The 16,944-nt window shown below is 48.3% G+C and carries 15 protein-coding genes and 1 other annotated feature; of the genes, 11 read left to right on the top strand and 4 right to left on the bottom strand.

Annotation, left to right across the window (positions count from 1 at the left end):
- Positions 1-3 precede the first annotated feature (3 nt).
- Together F3H97_RS07175 and F3H97_RS07170 are read left to right on the top strand one after the other, a co-directional pair.
- Positions 4-474, top strand: coding sequence for a GNAT family N-acetyltransferase (locus F3H97_RS07175; RefSeq protein ID WP_159562569.1), 471 nt, complete (start codon positions 4-6; stop codon positions 472-474).
- 88 nt (positions 475-562) lie between these two features.
- The gene (locus F3H97_RS07170) at positions 563-1,276 is read left to right on the top strand and encodes an alpha/beta fold hydrolase (protein WP_074036433.1); all 714 of its coding nucleotides are present in this window, start codon (positions 563-565) and stop codon (positions 1,274-1,276) included.
- Positions 1,277-1,307: 31 nt separating this feature from the next.
- On the opposite strand, the gene mnmM is transcribed toward F3H97_RS07170, so the two are convergent.
- Entirely contained in the window at positions 1,308-1,880 is a 573-nt protein-coding gene (gene mnmM, locus F3H97_RS07165) for a tRNA 5-(aminomethyl)-2-thiouridylate-methyltransferase MnmM (protein WP_074036434.1), read from the bottom strand.
- Positions 1,834-2,808, bottom strand: coding sequence for a tRNA modification radical SAM protein MnmL/YtqA (gene mnmL, locus F3H97_RS07160; RefSeq protein ID WP_196430938.1), 975 nt, complete (start codon positions 2,806-2,808; stop codon positions 1,834-1,836). The genes mnmM and mnmL overlap by 47 nt, the downstream gene beginning before the upstream one ends.
- A gap of 178 nt (positions 2,809-2,986) precedes the next feature.
- Here mnmL and F3H97_RS07155 point away from each other — a divergent pair, with 178 nt between their 5' ends.
- From F3H97_RS07155 to F3H97_RS07135, 5 genes are all read left to right on the top strand, one after another.
- Positions 2,987-4,177, top strand: a complete 1,191-nt coding sequence (locus tag F3H97_RS07155) for an MDR family MFS transporter (RefSeq protein WP_370568546.1) — start codon at positions 2,987-2,989, stop codon at positions 4,175-4,177.
- 39 nt (positions 4,178-4,216) lie between these two features.
- Positions 4,217-4,432 (top strand) — a binding site (T-box leader).
- A 39-nt stretch (positions 4,433-4,471) separates the two neighbouring features.
- On the top strand, positions 4,472-6,877 hold the full coding sequence (gene leuS / locus F3H97_RS07150) for a leucine--tRNA ligase (RefSeq protein ID WP_159562565.1): 2,406 nt from the start codon (positions 4,472-4,474) through the stop codon (positions 6,875-6,877).
- A gap of 117 nt (positions 6,878-6,994) precedes the next feature.
- Positions 6,995-8,122, top strand: a complete 1,128-nt coding sequence (locus F3H97_RS07145; RefSeq protein ID WP_230872825.1) for a hypothetical protein — start codon at positions 6,995-6,997, stop codon at positions 8,120-8,122.
- A 17-nt stretch (positions 8,123-8,139) separates the two neighbouring features.
- A complete protein-coding gene (locus F3H97_RS07140; RefSeq protein ID WP_147536597.1) occupies positions 8,140-8,652 on the top strand; it encodes a pyrophosphohydrolase domain-containing protein in 513 nt (170 codons plus the stop codon).
- A gap of 134 nt (positions 8,653-8,786) precedes the next feature.
- Positions 8,787-9,791, top strand: a complete 1,005-nt coding sequence (locus tag F3H97_RS07135; RefSeq protein ID WP_230872824.1) for a DUF2268 domain-containing putative Zn-dependent protease — start codon at positions 8,787-8,789, stop codon at positions 9,789-9,791.
- A gap of 106 nt (positions 9,792-9,897) precedes the next feature.
- Here the strand turns inward: F3H97_RS07135 and F3H97_RS07130 are convergent, their stop codons facing one another.
- Complete coding sequence (locus F3H97_RS07130; RefSeq protein WP_196430935.1) at positions 9,898-11,163, bottom strand: BaiN/RdsA family NAD(P)/FAD-dependent oxidoreductase; 1,266 nt, start codon at positions 11,161-11,163, stop codon at positions 9,898-9,900.
- 143 nt (positions 11,164-11,306) lie between these two features.
- Here F3H97_RS07130 and F3H97_RS07125 point away from each other — a divergent pair, with 143 nt between their 5' ends.
- Both F3H97_RS07125 and F3H97_RS07120 read left to right on the top strand, forming a co-directional pair.
- Complete coding sequence (locus F3H97_RS07125; RefSeq protein ID WP_196430934.1) at positions 11,307-13,004, top strand: putative polysaccharide biosynthesis protein; 1,698 nt, start codon at positions 11,307-11,309, stop codon at positions 13,002-13,004.
- Positions 13,004-13,717, top strand: coding sequence for a pseudouridine synthase (locus F3H97_RS07120; protein WP_196430933.1), 714 nt, complete (start codon positions 13,004-13,006; stop codon positions 13,715-13,717). The genes F3H97_RS07125 and F3H97_RS07120 overlap by 1 nt, the downstream gene beginning before the upstream one ends.
- A gap of 93 nt (positions 13,718-13,810) precedes the next feature.
- On the opposite strand, the gene F3H97_RS07115 is transcribed toward F3H97_RS07120, so the two are convergent.
- Positions 13,811-14,032 carry a DeoR family transcriptional regulator gene (locus tag F3H97_RS07115; RefSeq protein ID WP_012726776.1) on the bottom strand — a complete coding sequence of 74 codons (222 nt, stop codon included), beginning with the start codon at positions 14,030-14,032 and terminating at the stop codon, positions 13,811-13,813.
- 308 nt (positions 14,033-14,340) lie between these two features.
- On the opposite strand from F3H97_RS07115, the gene pepV reads away from it, so the two are divergent.
- Both pepV and F3H97_RS07105 read left to right on the top strand, forming a co-directional pair.
- Positions 14,341-15,729 carry a dipeptidase PepV gene (pepV, locus tag F3H97_RS07110; RefSeq protein WP_196430932.1) on the top strand — a complete coding sequence of 463 codons (1,389 nt, stop codon included), beginning with the start codon at positions 14,341-14,343 and terminating at the stop codon, positions 15,727-15,729.
- A gap of 59 nt (positions 15,730-15,788) precedes the next feature.
- Positions 15,789-16,940, top strand: coding sequence for an MFS transporter (locus F3H97_RS07105; RefSeq protein ID WP_196430931.1), 1,152 nt, complete (start codon positions 15,789-15,791; stop codon positions 16,938-16,940).
- Positions 16,941-16,944 lie beyond the last annotated feature (4 nt).

Genomic DNA, 16,944 nt, shown 5'->3' with positions numbered 1-16,944 from the left:
GTCATGAACATGAGGGAAGCAGTGCCAGAAGATGCGACGCTGATTCGGAACATCGCGCTGGCGACCATTTCACAGGATGATTCCAATCGAACGAGAGCGATGGAACGCGCGTATCGGCAAGAAGAGATTGTACGAGCAATCAGTTCAAGTGAAGAAGCACGAGAACAGTATTTTATCGTTGGCGAATATGAAGAAGATGTCATCGGATTTTGTCATGCCATCGATCGCGGTGACATGTGGGAGATGCTCCGCCTCTATCTGCACCCCGATTATCATCGAAACGGCTACGGCGCAGCCTTTTTGGCCCACCTTCAATCGAAAAAAGAACAGCCGATGGAAGTGTACGTTGAGAATTCGAATGAGCAAGCAATCGCCTTCCTCTTGCATCAATCTTTCAAAGAAGTGAATCGCATCCAGGAAGAGGTGTATGATCGCCCGATGGAACTCATCCATTTACGATATGACCCGAGCTAAGCCTCCAGACGGATTTTATTTAAACATCAGTTGCGGCTGATGTTTTTTTGATACAATGAATGTAGTCTATAAACGAGGTGACGGCTGTATGGCAAATGAAGAAGTACGAAAAGGAGTCATCGTCATCGTGTATCCGTTACAATTCACGTCACGGATCAGCGAGAACTTTATTCGACGGCTCGAAGACGAGTATGAAGTCATCGTCGTCCGCGAACAATCGATTGGATTGACAGCGGGTGACCATAAGCAACTGATCAAGCGAGCATTGCGCGAGGCAGGAGAATATAAATTACCGATTCATGTCGTGGCATTCAGTCTTGGCGCACTCTTAACGAATCGCCTTTTACAGGAGTACGATGTGCCACTCGGGAGTCTCACATATATCTCCCCATTGTTTGATTGGCATGCCACTCGTCAAATCGGTGGGTTGAAACAAGTCGTCGCAAGTGCTGTCGACCGTTTTCGTCCTGACTTGCCACTTGGGATGATGACGTTTACTGGCGGTGGAGACGAGTCGTCCCGATTCGGAGAAATCACATATGCGCAATATCGGGAGATTGAAGAAGAAATCGTCGAGCATCAGGAAGAGAAGAAGCATCTGCCACGCCTTCCGCTCGCCTGTTTCTATGCACCAGACGACCAGTTTGCGGACGTGAAGTTGACGTTGAATGTTTGTCGAAAAATCGGTGGGGACCAAGTGTATATCCGGCGATTGGAAGGATTCCCACACTTTGGTTACGAACGATTGAACACGAAATTCGCGGAAACCCTCATGACGTTTTATGAGTTGATTCAAGAATGACAGAAGGCGACTCTAATGAGCCGCCTTTTTCTTATGCACGTTTTTCAATCGCCACGATGAATGGGGGATGATTGACTTGGTTGATAAATCCATAACGCAGGACGCCTGCCTGTTTTTGATCGAGGGACTCTACATAATGAAGCACCTCGTCTCGTTCGACTTTCCCACTTTCATGTCCGTGGTAAATCACGATGACGATGACGCCACCGACAGCCATGACGTCTAATAGTTGGGATAATGCGGCAATCGTCGTATTTCCGTGTGTCGTGATCGATTTATCACTTCCCGGTAAATACCCTAAGTTGAAGACGGCCGCGGTGATCGGACGCGCTTCCTTTTCAACGACCGCTTGGACCGTATCGTGACTATCATGAATCACGGTCACACGTTCACTGACATCCGCTTCTTCAACCCGCGCCTTTGTGGCTGCTACAGCTTCTGATTGGATATCAAAAGCATAGACATGTCCTGTCTCGCCTACAGCATTCGCTAAGAACAACGTATCGTGTCCGTTCCCGGCCGTCATATCGATGGCGACCTGACCTTCCTCGAGATGGTCATGTAGTAATTGTTTTGCAAAAGGTAGTACTCTCATTAATCCCATACATCTCATCCTTCTTTTTTCCTTGAAAAGAATCCCGGCGCTCCAATTCCGCACGAATCTTGTTTAGCACCTGCATCTTGTGACGGCTCCATAGCGGACCGATCAAGAGGTCGGGAGGACCGTCTCCTGTCAAACGATGAACGATCACCTCGGGGGGAATCCGTTCAAGTTGATCACAGACGAGGGAGACGTATGTGTCTTCCTCCATCAAGTCGAGCAGTCCTTTCTCATATTGACGGGCGAGCGGTGTGTGTTTCAAGACGTGAAGTAAATGGATCTTGATTCCTTGTATGTCTATTTTAGCAACTTCTCGTGCCGTGTCGAGCATCATCTCTGGTGTCTCACCTGGGAGACCATTGATGATATGAACGCAGACACGAATGTTGTGACGGCGAAGTTTCGCAAGACCGGTCAAAAACGATTGATAGTCGTGCCCGCGATTGATCTTTTTAGCGGTGGTGTCGTGTACGGTCTGAAGACCAAGCTCTACCCAAAGGGAAGTCCGTTCATTCAACTCTGCTAAATAGGCGACGACGTCGTCCGGCAAGCAGTCAGGACGTGTCGCAATCGAGAGACCGACGACCCCATCCTCATTTAGTGCCGGTTCATACAATTCACGTAACCGCTCGACTGGTGCATACGTATTACTAAACGCTTGGAAATAAGCAATATAATTGGCATTTTTCCACTTCCGGTGGAGACGAGCCTTCACTTCTGCAAATTGAACGGGAATCGGATCGCAAGCATTTCCCGCGAAATCACCACTTCCATCGTCCGAACAGAAGGTGCATCCGCCTTTTGAGACACGTCCGTCACGGTTCGGGCACGTGAAGCCACCATCGAGTGGCACTTTAAACACCTTGCCCCCGTACTCTCGGCGATACGCCTCATTTAGTGTATGGTAGCGATTTTGACCGAATGGATTCATGTTCATCTCTCCTTCCTTGCTCATCCTATCACAAACGGAAAATAACAAAACTTCATAATAAGTAATTTTTCTTGACACTTCGTTGGCGTTCGTTTAGGTTTGATAAGGAAATCTTGTCGATTCGGCCTTTTTGTGCCGATTTTTTTAATGTGAAAGAAGAATGAAAGGAGGACTTGGTGTGAACAATAAAATGCCAATTTCGGTATGGATTTTAGTCATTGCGATGGCGCTCAATACAACGGCGGCGTCTTTTTTATGGCCATTTAACACACTGTATATTCATGATTTTTTAGGTGAGTCGATGACGCTTGCTGGGGTGGCGCTTCTTGTGAACTCGGCACTCGCGATTGTCGGGAACTACATCGGAGGGACGCTATTCGATCGAATCGGTGGGAAGACGACGTTGATGATTTCTGTCGGTCTCTTGCTCGCGAGCTCGCTTGGATTTTTACTGTTTCATGCCACGTTCTTCGGCTATCTCGTATGGCTCGGATTGATTGGTCTTTCAGGTGGACTCGTCTTTCCGACCGTATATGCGTTTGCGGGTCTCATTTGGCCAGAAGGGGGACGCCGTTCGTTCAATGCGATTTACGTCGCGCAAAACGTGGGGGTCGCCCTCGGTACGGCAATGAGTGGTCAAATCGCTCGATTTAACATCGAGTGGATTTTTTATGCGAACTTCTTCTTATCGGTCTTATTTGTCGTGGTGCTCTTGTTTGGACTGCGTTATTTGAAAAATCCGGCACGTCCTGTCGTTCAGTCGCAACTAGAAGCGGCAGCCACGACACTATCGAGTGCGACGATGAAATCGATGTGGTATGTCGCCGTCGGTTATGCGGTGCTTTGGTTCGTGTATGTTCAATGGCAGGGGACAATTGCGGTTCACTCGAAAGATCTCGGCGTCACAATCAGTCAATACTCACTCCTTTGGACAGTGAACGGGGCGATGATTGTCTTCGCACAACCGTTGCTCAACCGCGTCTTACGACAGTTTGAGGACGACTTAAAACGTCAATTGATCCTCGGGGCATCCATCTTCCTCGGCGCATTCTTGATTGTCCCATTCGCTGGTGGATTCGGGATGTTCATGGTCGCGATGGTTGTCATGACCATCGGGGAGATGTTTGTCTGGCCGGCTGTTCCGACGATTGCGGCGAAGCTTGCCCCACCTGGGAAAGCTGGGCAATACCAAGGGCTCGTCAATATCGCAGCATCCGTCGGTCGAATGATTGGACCGACGTTGTCTGGTTTTGTCTATGACATGTTCGGCATTACAGCAGTCTTCGGCATGCTTCTACTACTTGCTACGTTGGCCTTAACGCTATTTGTCATCATGAAAGACATTCGTGTCACAGAAAAATCAAGTTGACGTTGAATTTCAGAATGGGCTAAAATAGACTACGATGAATAGCAAGCGTTGAAGAGGACTAGTAGCGAACGTTCCGTTTCAAAGAGAGTCGATGGATGGTGTGAATCGATAAGCGGATGTTGTGAACTCGCCTTGGAGCTGTTTTCCTGAAACGAGTAGGGAAAACCGGGGTTACGCCTCGTTACCGGCGTCTCAAGTGGCAGCAATGCAACATGGGTGGTACCGCGGAGAGCTTTCAAGCCTTTCGTCCCATTTTCGGGGACGGAAGGCTTTTTATTATGCAGAGGAGGAAGAATGTTGAGCTATTTTAAACATCAAGAAATCGAGCCGAAGTGGCAAAAGCGTTGGGAAGAGAAAGAAGCATTTAAAACGACAGAAGACCCGGAAAAGGATTGTTTCTATGTCCTTGATATGTTCCCGTACCCATCCGGTGCAGGTCTTCACGTCGGTCACCCGGAAGGTTATACGGCGACGGATATCATCGCTCGTATGAAACGGATGCAAGGATATAACGTTCTTCATCCGATTGGCTGGGATGCATTCGGTCTTCCTGCCGAGCAATATGCACTCGACACAGGGAACGACCCGCGTGAATTCACAGCGCGCAACATCGAGACGTTCCGCCGTCAGTTGAAAGAACTCGGATTCTCATACGATTGGGACCGTGAAATTAGCACGACGGACCCGAAATACTATAAATGGACACAGTGGATCTTCACGCAACTCTTCGAACGTGGTCTCGCATACGTCGATGAAGTTGCGGTCAACTGGTGCCCGGCTCTCGGTACGGTCCTTGCGAACGAGGAAGTCATCGATGGCTTGTCAGAGCGTGGGAACCACCCTGTTTACCGTGTCCCGATGAAGCAGTGGGTGCTTCGTATCACCGAATACGCAGAGCGTTTGCTTGAAGACTTGGAAGGTCTCGATTGGCCTGAGAGCGTGAAAGAGATGCAACGCAACTGGATCGGCAAATCGGTCGGTGCCGAGGTCGACTTTAAGGTCGACGGTCATGATAAGATCGTCACGGTATTCACAACACGTCCAGATACACTTCACGGGGCGACATACGTGACACTCGCACCAGAGCATCCGTTCACGAAAGTGGTCACGACACCGGAACAATCGACGGCAGTCGAAGCATACATTGAAGAAGTCTCGAAGAAGACGGACCTCGAGCGTACAGACCTTGCCAAAGAGAAGACAGGTGTCTTCACGGGCGCTTATGCGATCAACCCGGTGAACGGTGAGAAACTTCCGATTTGGACAGCGGACTACGTCCTCTCGACATACGGAACAGGTGCGGTCATGGCCGTTCCTGCACACGATGAGCGCGATTATGAGTTCGCGAAAACGTTCGACCTTCCAATCCGTGAAGTCGTTAAAGGCGGAAACGTGGAGGAAGCGGCTCACGTCGAAGACGGAGAGCACGTCAACTCAGGTAGCTTGAACGGACTTAATAAAGCCGATGCCATCAAGACGATCATTGAAGAGCTTGAAGCGAGTGGCACAGGTCGTGCGAAGACGACTTACCGCCTTCGTGATTGGTTGTTCAGCCGTCAACGCTACTGGGGTGAGCCGATCCCGGTCGTCCATATGGAAGACGGTACGATGAAGACGGTACCGGTCGAAGAGCTTCCGCTCGAACTTCCGATCATCGATGAAATCAAACCATCAGGTACAGGCGAATCGCCACTTGCGAACGCGGAAGAATGGTTGACGTACACGGACCCGGTCACTGGGGAAAAAGGTCGTCGCGAAACGAACACGATGCCACAATGGGCAGGTAGCTGCTGGTACTACATCCGTTATATCGATCCAGATAACGAAGAGATGATTGCAGACCCTGAAAAACTCAAGCGTTGGCTTCCGGTCGACTTGTATATCGGAGGTACGGAACATGCCGTTCTTCACTTGCTCTACGCACGTTTCTGGCATAAAGTTCTTTACGATATCGGCGTCGTCCCGACGAACGAACCGTTCCAAAAACTCTACAACCAAGGGATGATCCTCGGGGAGAACAACGAGAAGATGTCGAAATCTCGTGGGAACGTCGTCAACCCGGATGATATCGTGAAGTCGCACGGAGCCGATACACTCCGCCTTTACGAAATGTTCATGGGACCACTTGATGCAGCAATCGCATGGTCAACGAATGGTCTTGACGGGGCACGTCGCTTCCTCGACCGCGTCTGGCGTTTGTTCGATCAGACGAACTTCGCAGACGTGGCACCGACTGCAGACTTTGAACGCACGTATCATCAGACGGTGAAAAAAGTCACGGAGGACTATGAAGCCCTTCGCTTCAACACGGCGATTTCGCAATTGATGGTCTTCGTCAATGAAGCGAACAAACAAGAGACGTTGCCGAAATCGCAAATGGTCGACTTCATCAAGATGCTTTCACCGGTCGCGCCGCACTTGTCTGAAGAGTTGTGGGAGAAGATGGGCATGACAGAAGAGTTGACGTATGCGGCTTGGCCGACATACGATGAGTCAAAACTTGTGAGCGACACGATTGAAGTCGTCATCCAGGTGAACGGGAAACTTCGTGCGAAAATGCACGTCTCGCGTGACGCATCAAAAGAAGCACTTGAAGCGGAAGCACTCGGGAACGAGCGTGTCCAAGAGTTCACAGAAGGCAAGACGGTTCGTAAAGTCATTGTCGTTCCTGGAAAACTCGTTAATATTGTAGTTGGGTAACAAAAAGAATGTGTGACATTGTCGCACATTCTTTTCTTTTTGGTGAGGTCATTTTCTTTTATGGACGGTTTTGATACACTAAAGGGCGATACTGAAGTAGAAGGGGACGACATGTCCATGAAACGTTCTTATGTGCTATACACGACATTATGTGCTGTCGTGGTCGGTGTGATCCTTTGTTATGTTTTTGTCTTTTCAGATGAAGACATTCAACGACAGGTCGCCTCGACATTTGAAAAAATTGATATTCAAACGAGTCATCAAACGGCCTCACTTCCACCCGTGGAAGCTGCGCAGGATGATGAAGATATCGATACGACCGATGCCCTCGAACAAATCAGTCAAATCGATGAAGTGTATTACAGTGACACGATCGGGGCGTATTTGGTCTTAACCGAACAAGCTGATTTTTTTGAAGTGAGCGGAAACGGGACGCGCGTCAACTCTGTGCTCCAACTTGAGAATTCAGGCAAACAGCGCCTCGATGACTTTATCGGGATGCGCATGGTCGAAGAAAATCTTGTGTATGCGGTGACAGCGAACGGTACGCTCATTACAATCGAGCGAGAAGAAGGACGCTGGGTCGAGCGGCCACGTAAACAAATCAAAGGACTCGTGTCGGAAGACCGAATCTTTGGTCTTGGGTATGACCGGGAAACGAAACGGCTGTTCATGATGAACCGATTGGCGGATACCCCGGACCTTGAGCTCCTTTATGTCGAAGAACGGGAGATCGAACCGGAGACTCCGGCCGATGACAAATCATCAGAAATGTCGACTGACGCTGACACGAATACTCAAGAAGCAGAAGAATCATCGGAAGATTCAACGACAGAAAACGTCTCGACGAATGACGATGCCTCGAGCGAAACGGCTGCAACTGAAGACGCGCCTGACAATGAGTCGAACGAACAAGAAGCGGAAGAAGAGAAACAAGAGCCCGAGACCGAATGGATGCTTGATTCACGACAAGCGTTATCTGCTGACGGGATGAGTGCTTCCATCCAGCAAAAATTCGAACGGTTCGAAGGAGTTGGGCTAGTCGAGAGGCAAGGACGCATCTACGTGCTCGATTCTGAGGAGCTCGTTCTCTATACGGTCAACCCAGAAGAAGGGACCATCAACGGTCAGATGGTGACGCCTCGTGTGTATGATTCGACCGGTATGTTTTTACAAGACAATGAAATCTTTGCAATCGTCCACCCGGAAGTATTCGATTTAGATGCCTTCGTATCTGTGGACTGATCATGGGGGAATGACAGATGAGCAAGCGTTACTTTTTTGAAGAAGTGAAACAATTCCACGAGACATTCGGACATCCAGGAGCGAAATCGCCGCAACCGTTGACGCTTGATCGTGCGACAAAACGATCGGTGTGGACGGCAGAGGAAGCGGTCGTCGAGTTTTTGCATCAATCATCGCAATCGGAAGAAGAGTTTTTACAAGCCATCGAGCAATTCCAAGTAGGATTCCAGAAAGCGGTCCAAAAATCGTTGCAAGACGCACCTCCGTCGGATGATGTGGAACGCCTCGTCGGACAAGGGGATGCATTGACGGATGCGTTATACTTTGTGATGGGCAGTTTCGTTGAACTCGGGCTCGACCCCGTTCCGTTGTTTGAAATCGTCCAGCGCGCCAATATGGCGAAACTTGGACCGGACGGGAAGCCGATCTTACGCGAGTCGGACAATAAAGTCATGAAACCTGAAGGATGGATGCCGCCCGAGCCGGAGCTCGAAAAAGAAGTGCGTCGTCAAATCGCAGGGAAAGAATAACCATAAACGGCTTGAGCCTTTCAGTAGAAAAGGCTCAAGCCGTTTTATTGTTATGAAGCGTAATAATGTTAGATTGTATGCAAAAGGTCATAAGAATTGTTTATGGTATAATTTAACATTAATGAGTGAGGGCAATGATCAATGAAATGGAGGTTATTCAACTGAAAAAGGTATTCGGTATTCTATGTTGTAGTTCAGCACTTCTGTTAGCAGCGTGTAGTGAGGATGAAAAAGAGTTAGAATCTAAAAAATCAGAGCCTGACGTTTCAATCGAAACGATAAAAATTAATGAAGAGAATGAATTGACAATCGTCCCACTCTATACCCAATACCAACAATATTTGAACGCATCCCTTGAAACAACTGATGCGGAGGAAAATAAACAAAACTTCAAAAAATATGTATTGGATTACATAGGGGAAGTCGGAGAGGAAGAAAAAATCGATACATCTATATTAAAAACTGATTTTAATCTAAAGCCGACTCCTCATAAGCAACAATTGATGAAGCAGTTAGATAAATTAATCGAGCAGCATGACGAGATTAAAGAGATTATTGCATCGACATATGCAGATTCAAATCAAATCCTATCCAAAAAGAAGAGCACAGTGTTTATTGCACCGTATAATCCTGAATTCTTCTACGATAGTGAACCGTTGAAAGGTGTAGGCGCAGCAGCATACAAAGACGCATTCATCTTGTTTCTCGATACAGATTTTGACGAAGGTGTGTTAGCCCATTCGACGGCTCATGAATACCATCACCTGATCCTTCCTGATCAAAACGAATATAACCTGAGTTCGATTCTCGAGTCAGTGATTATCGAAGGGAAAGCGGATGCGTTTGCCGACCGCATTGTCAAAGGGGTAACGCCACCGTGGTATGTAGACGTTGATGAAGCGACCATGGAACATATTGCGAGTCGAGTGAATGATTATGAAACGACCTTCACCGATTTTGTAGTCGGTAATTATCAAAAAGATATGCCACGTTGGAGTAACTATATTCTAGGGAGGGATGTGCTCCATGACTATTTGACGGCGCACCCAGAGCTGTCGATTCCCGAATGGACCTTCAAAGAAGATCATGAGATTTTAGAAAAATACAAGTATCGAGATGTGATGGAATTGGAAAATTAAGTTGAAAAGAATGTCAAAAGGCTTGAGCCCTGAATGAGACAGGGTCAAGCCTTTTGATTGTTTAGTGATCATGATAGAACGCAGACGATGCGTTTGACCGAACCTTTTACCGCCCTGTCGCCAGTTCGGCTGCATGTGATCCGGCGCAATGTCCTGTCGTGAAGGCGGCCGTGATGTTGTAGCCACCCGTGTATCCATGGATGTCGAGTACTTCGCCGGCAAAGAAGAGACCTGGTGCTTTCTTTGACATCATCGTCTGTGGCGCAATTTCTTTAACCGAAACGCCGCCACCTGTGACGAACGCCTTATCAAAGTCGAGTGTCCCGACGGCGTGCATCTCGAACATTTTCAAACGTGTTGCGAAATCGATGACGGATTGCTTCTTCAACTGACTCGCGTCTTCTTCTCCAAATGCGAGTTCTTCGAGCAACAAGTCAAGAAGTCGCTCGGGGATATAGCCTTTCCATACGTTTTTAACGGCACGCTTCGGTTGGCTCTGCACTTGATTCCACAGTTCCTGGACGAGCTCATCTCGTGACGTGTCCGGGAAGAAGTCGAGTGACAAGAGGACGATTTGTTCTTTGCTGCGTTTCCGTTCTTTGATTGTGTACTGACTGCAACGGAGCGCGATTGGACCTGAAATCCCGAAGTGGGTAAAAATCATGTCTCCCTGATGCGTCTTGATCGCCTTCCCTTTTTTGCCGTGCACCGTCAAAGCGACGTCCCGTAACGATAATCCTTGAAGTTGTTTCGTTCCGATGAACGCGTCATTCAATTTGATTGGCACCTCTGTCGGGAAGAGTTCGGTAATCGTGTGTCCTGCCTTCTGTGCCCATGGATAGCCGTCTCCGGTCGAACCGGTGTGTGGGACAGACTGTCCGCCGACCGCGACGACACAAGCTTTTGCCTCGAGCATCTCACCGTCCATCAACTCGACAGCGTGAAACTCGTTTTCTTCATTAAAATGTAGCGTTTTGACTTCAGCTTTTTTTCGAATCTCGACGCCGAGGTCTTCAATTGCCCGAAGCAACGTGTTGACCACGTCCTGTGCTTTATCTGTCACTGGGAACATTCGTCCGTTGTCTTCCTCTTTTAGCGGAATCCCGAATCCAGTGAAAAGGTCGATGATGGATTGGTTGTCGAACTGGGCGAGGGCGCTGTATAAAAAGCGACCATTCCCGGGGATGAATTGAATCAATTCATCGATTGGTTTTCGGTTCGTGACGTTACAACGTCCTCCACCTGAAATGGCTAATTTTCGACCGAGTTTCGAGCCTTTATCAATCAGCAAGGTCGATGCGCCACTTTTTGCCGCAGCATACGTTGCCATGAGTCCGCTCGGCCCTCCACCGATGACGATGACATCTTTCATAGGTAATCTCCTCATTTCTTCATCTATATGATTAGTAAAATTATCGTAACTTTATTATCCGTAACAGTAAGAGTATAATGAGAAGCGGTTGTTTTGTAAAACCGAATTCATTGAAATAGTTGATTTATAGATGGAGGTACCTCATGTCATCAAGCGCCAAACAAGATTCTGGAAGAGCCTCCTTCGTCAAAGGAACGCTTCTTTTATCAGCGGGAAACTTGATTTCCCGAATGTTAGGACTATTGTACACGTTCCCGTTCCAAGCGATGGTCGGGATTGCCGGAGTGACATTATATCAAGCGGCATATACGTATTATGCGATCATGATCTCCATTTCGACGGCAGGGATCCCCGTCGCCGTTTCGAAATTTATCGCAAAATATAATGCACTAGGAGAATACGGGACGAGTCAACGACTGTTCCGACAAGGGATGAAGCTGATGCTTGCGACCGGTGTCGTCGCTTTTTTATTACTCTTTTTTGCGGCACCATGGCTATCCGAACTGATGGTCCGAAACTCGGAGAACAATCAGCAATACATTGACTCGCTCACCCTCGTGACACGAAGCGTCAGTTTTGCGTTACTGCTCATCCCGGCGATGAGTATGGTACGCGGTTATTTCCAGGGACATCAAGATATGGCTCCGACGGCAATCTCACAAGTCGTCGAACAGATTGTACGCATCCTGTTCCTTCTCAGTGGAACGATGCTCGTCTTGTTCGTCTTTGCGGATTCAAACTTCATTCAACCGATTGCCAATGCCCTCGGAGGGACGCAATCCGTTGAAACGACTGAATTGAACGGATTGAAAGTCATCGCGGTCACGATTGCGACGTTCAGTGCGTTCATCGGGGCAATCGGTAGTTTCGCCGTGCTCATCATGTATTGGAAGCGTCGGAAGGACATTCATCGTCAGACAGAGAATCCAGCGGGCACACCGGTTCGCTCGATGAAATCGTTATTGCTTGAATTGCTTAGCTATTCAATTCCAATCGTGATGGTCGGGGTATCGACCCCTCTCTATCAATTGATTGACCAATTGACGATGGTCAATACGTTACTCAGCTCGGGTGCGAGCGTTTCTGAAGCGACGTCAGCGTATGGTTTTTTGACCGGAAACGCCCATAAAATTGTGTTGATTCCAGTCTCTGTGGCAGCGAGTGTGTCGATGGCGACGATTCCGCTTGTGACTCGTTCGTTCACGACGGGGGACATGCAAAAAGTTCGAAATCAAGTAAACCATATTTTCCAAGTCTCGTTCTTCGTAACGATTCCTGCGGTCATTGGTCTCGTAGCACTTGCGGAGCCATTGTTTGGCACCTTGTTCCCGGGTGACCGTGAAGGATGGGTATACTTGTTCCACTACGCACCAAGTGCATTCTTCTTGGCCTATTACTCGGTCGCGGCTGCGATCCTCCAAGGGATCAACCGTCAGTACTTCACCATCTTTGCCACATCGATGGGACTGTTGACGAAACTTGCATTGAACGTACCGCTCGTCTATTGGCTCGGCGGAATCGGAGCCGGGTACGCGACCATCGCTGGATACATCGTGGCCATTATTCTCATGGTATGGATGATTCAACGAACGCTCCACTTCCCGTATAAGCAACTGCTTCGTCGCACCATCTTGATGTTCTTGATGGGTGGGGCGATGTTCGCTGCCGTCTTCCTCTCTCTTCTCGTTACAATGAATGATGAGGCGAGTTGGGGGAACGACATTTTTGCGACAATCGTGGGAGTGACAATCGGCGTTCTCGTATATGGATACCTCGGGTGGCGGAGCCATCTCGCAGGGAAATTACTAGGGAAACGCTTTGAATATCGGAGGAACGGATAATGCGAATTGATAAATTGCTATCGAACATGGGATATGGTTCACGAAAAGATGTAAAAATCTTATTGAAACAAGGGGCAGTGCGAGTCGATGAGACACCTGTAAAAGATGCGAAACGGCACGTCGACCCAGCATTAGAGAAAGTCACGGTGTTCGGGGAAGTGGTTGAGTATCGTCCCTACATCTATTTCATGATGAACAAGCCGGAAGGGGTCATCAGTGCGACTGAAGATCAAGTCGAGACGACAGTCATCGAGTTGATTGATCCAGAGTATGCCCATTATGACCTCTTCCCGGTCGGTCGTCTCGATAAGGATACGACGGGACTGCTCCTCATCACGAACGATGGCGCGTTCAATCATGCGCTCATGTCACCTCGCAAGCACGTCGACAAAGTATATATCGCCGAGGTCGACGGGGAGATGACAGTAGAGGATATCAAGACGTTCGCGAATGGGGTCGAGTTAGAGGACGGATATACGACGAAGCCGGCCCGTCTTGAAATACTGAGCAAGAGCGGACGTCGGTCGGTCATTCGCCTCACGTTGTCTGAGGGGAAATATCACCAAGTGAAACGAATGGTCGCGGCGGTCGGCAAACATGTCGAACGATTGGAGCGTGTTCAAATCGGAAAGTTAGAACTCGATGAGACGCTTGAGCTCGGGGCATATCGTGAGTTGACGGAAGAAGAAGTTCAACTGTTTCTTCAATCATAAGAAGATGAGAGAATCTGTCTGATGGGCAGGTTCTTTTTTATGAGATGAAAAAAGAGACCTGCACGCCAGGTCTCTTGAATATACATATACAATTCAATTTGCCGTCTTGAGTGAACGTTTTGATGAAGTCCACGTGCCACGGCTAGGGCTCTCCACAAGGTTATTGTACTCAAGTACGTTCAAATCACGTTGCACGGTACGTGACGTGATGCCGAACTCTTCTACTAGTTCTGAAGTGGTAACGGATTCCCTTTCATTGATGAACAAATAAATGGACTTGATGCGCGTTAACATCCGATCTGTTGAGCCTTTCATTGGATAACCTCCCAATGTGTAGAATAATGATAAACCATACCTACAGACGACAAAATGAAATATAAAATTGTTATTTTCTAAAATTACACCTTTAGTATACCGCTCTTGAGCAAAAATGCAAGTGGAAAGCACGAACAATCTGTTTGTAAAGATTTGATTATGAACGTAAATATCGAATGAAGATTATATTTTTACATTAAAAAGAAGCTGAAACACGAACGAAAAAAACTTTTCTAAATGAATGTTCGTCTTTCATACATTTGGATATACTAGTAAGGGAGAGAACATTCGCAAAAGGGGAGATGAACATGAATTGGAGACAGGAAGTCGACAATCGTAAAGACGCATTTTTAGAAGATTTGAAAGGGTTACTTCAAATCCCTAGCGTACTCGATGAATCGAAAGCTGCACCGAACATGCCGTTTGGTCCGGAGGTTCGTCAAGCGCTTGACTACATGTTTGAAATCGGTGAGCGAGATGGATTTAAAACAAAAGACGTCGGAGGTTACGCGGGACACTTGGAATATGGAGACGGGGAGGAAATCGTCGGCATCCTATGTCACCTTGACGTCGTCCCAGCAGGGGAGGGATGGACGTATGGCGCGTTCAACCCGACCATCACGACTGATGGGAAAATTGTGGCACGCGGAAGTAACGATGATAAAGGGCCATCTATGGCTGCATACTACGGGCTACGAATTGTCAAAGAGCTCGGGCTACCACTTTCAAAGCGGGTCCGTTTGATTGCAGGTTGCGATGAAGAGAGCGAATGGCGCTGTGTCCGCGAGTATTTCAAACAAGAACAAATGCCGACGTATGGATTTGCGCCAGATGCGGATTTCCCGATCATCAATGCTGAAAAAGGGTTGTATGATGGTGTGTTGACTCAATTACCGATTCAACGTGTACCGGGTTCTGCCTACCATCTCGTGTCATTCACGAGTGGGGAGCGTCCGAATATGGTGCCGGACTTCGCGAAAGCCGAATTGAAGACGGATGAGGTACTCGAGGAGAAGTTCGAGGCCTATCTCGAAAAATATGAAGCGGACGGAACGTGTGAATACGACCGTGGCACATATACGTTTACGATGAAAGGAAAAGCGGCGCACGCGATGGAACCGGATAACGGGGTCAACGCGGCCTACGTCCTCGCTGGATTCTTGTTACATCTTCCACTTGATATTCAAGGCGAGCGCTATGTTGAATTCGTTCGTCACGTATTCGCCGATTCTCGTGGGATTTCGCTCGGGATTGAAGCGAGCGATGAGACGGGCGACTTGACGATTAATGGCGGCGTCTTCCGATACAATGAAGAAGAGCGTACGGCGACGGTCAACATTCGCTATCCGTATACGGCCAAATTTGAAGAACGGTTACAAAACCTACGTGAAATCGCTTTGTCATTTGGGTTCGAGTTGAAGACCCGTCAACATATGCCGCCTCATCATGTGGCAGAAGATCACCCACTCGTGAAGACACTAGCAGGCGTGTACGAGCGTCAAACGGGAGAACATGCAAACTTGATGGCCATCGGAGGCGGAACGTATGCACGTTCGCTCGAGGCAGGTGTCGCATTTGGTGCATTGTTCCCAGGTGCTAAAGATGTGGCGCATCAGGTCGATGAATATATGGAGATAGAAGATTTATTACGTGCCGCGGCAATCTATGCTGAGGCCATTTACGAGCTCGCTAAATAAGAAACAAGGAGAGCTGGCTGGTATAGTCGGCTCTCTGTCCTTTAGGAAGGAAGTTATCATTGGATTCGCAAAAAAGATTGTTTCAGTCTGTATACGTCGCGATATTCTTCGCGCAAGGGGCATTGATCCCTTATATGACCTTATACTTTTCACAAACTAAGTTTGGGTTGACACCTAGCCAAGTCGGGATTGTGGTGGCCATCTTACCGATTCTATCCATCGGCGTGCAACCATTGTGGGGGATGTTGACAGACCGGACGGGGAGAGTCCGTGCCTGGTTGATTTTGGCGATGCTGAGCGCCGCACTCATTTCTCTCACGTTTTTAGTGGCGACCTCTTACATTTGGATTGTCATACTTATGGTGATTTGGTCCGTTTTCCAATGTGCTCACATCCCGCTTGTGGACATGATGACACTCGACTATACGACGCGGTCGAAAGTTGATTACGGTGCAATTCGACTCTTTGGCTCAGCGGGATTTGCCATTGCCGTCTTTGCAATGGGACGAATCTCTGATAGCACGTGGGGACTAGCTAGTACATTCGTGTTGAGTGCTGTTTTACTAATACTTGGCAGCGTATTTGTTCGAATGATTCCTGAGAAAAGTTCGATTCGCGATGTGACGTTGGCGCCGCTCTCATGGACGGCTGTTTGGAACAAACACTTTGTGTTCTTCTTATGTGGTGGGATGCTCGTCTTCGGACCGATTTACGCGAATAACTATTATTTCGGCCTTTACGTGACAAATAGCGGTGGCTCGACGACGTTGGTCGGAACGCTATTCCTCGTTGCAGTGTTATTTGAAATCCCGTTTATGAAAGTGGCGTCCCAATTGGTTGAACGCTATGGAAACGTCAGCGTTCTTGTCGGGGCCGCTATCATCTCGGCAGTTCGGAACGGGGTACTTGCGTTAGAACCACCGATTTGGGTCGTGTGGCTCCTCGCGATTGCACAAGGTCTCGTCGTCGGACTCTTGATTCCCGTCGCACTTCAATTCGTTCGGACGCTCGTCGATCGACAAGTTTCCTCGACGGCCATCGGGGTATATATGGCATTGACGTCCGGGCTCGCGACAGCTGGATTTAATATGCTGAGTGGTAAAATCATTGAACTTGACGATATTTTAGGCGTGTTTTGGATGTATACCATCGTCACGGCACTAGGAGCGTTGATTTGGATCGGAATGTCACGTCGCAACCTGAAAGGATGAATGA

This window comes from Exiguobacterium sp. SRB7LM, assembly GCF_015712685.1.
Taxonomy (GTDB): Bacteria; Bacillota; Bacilli; order Exiguobacteriales; family Exiguobacteriaceae; genus Exiguobacterium; species Exiguobacterium profundum.
This window is presented reverse-complemented; position numbering and strand designations above follow the sequence as displayed.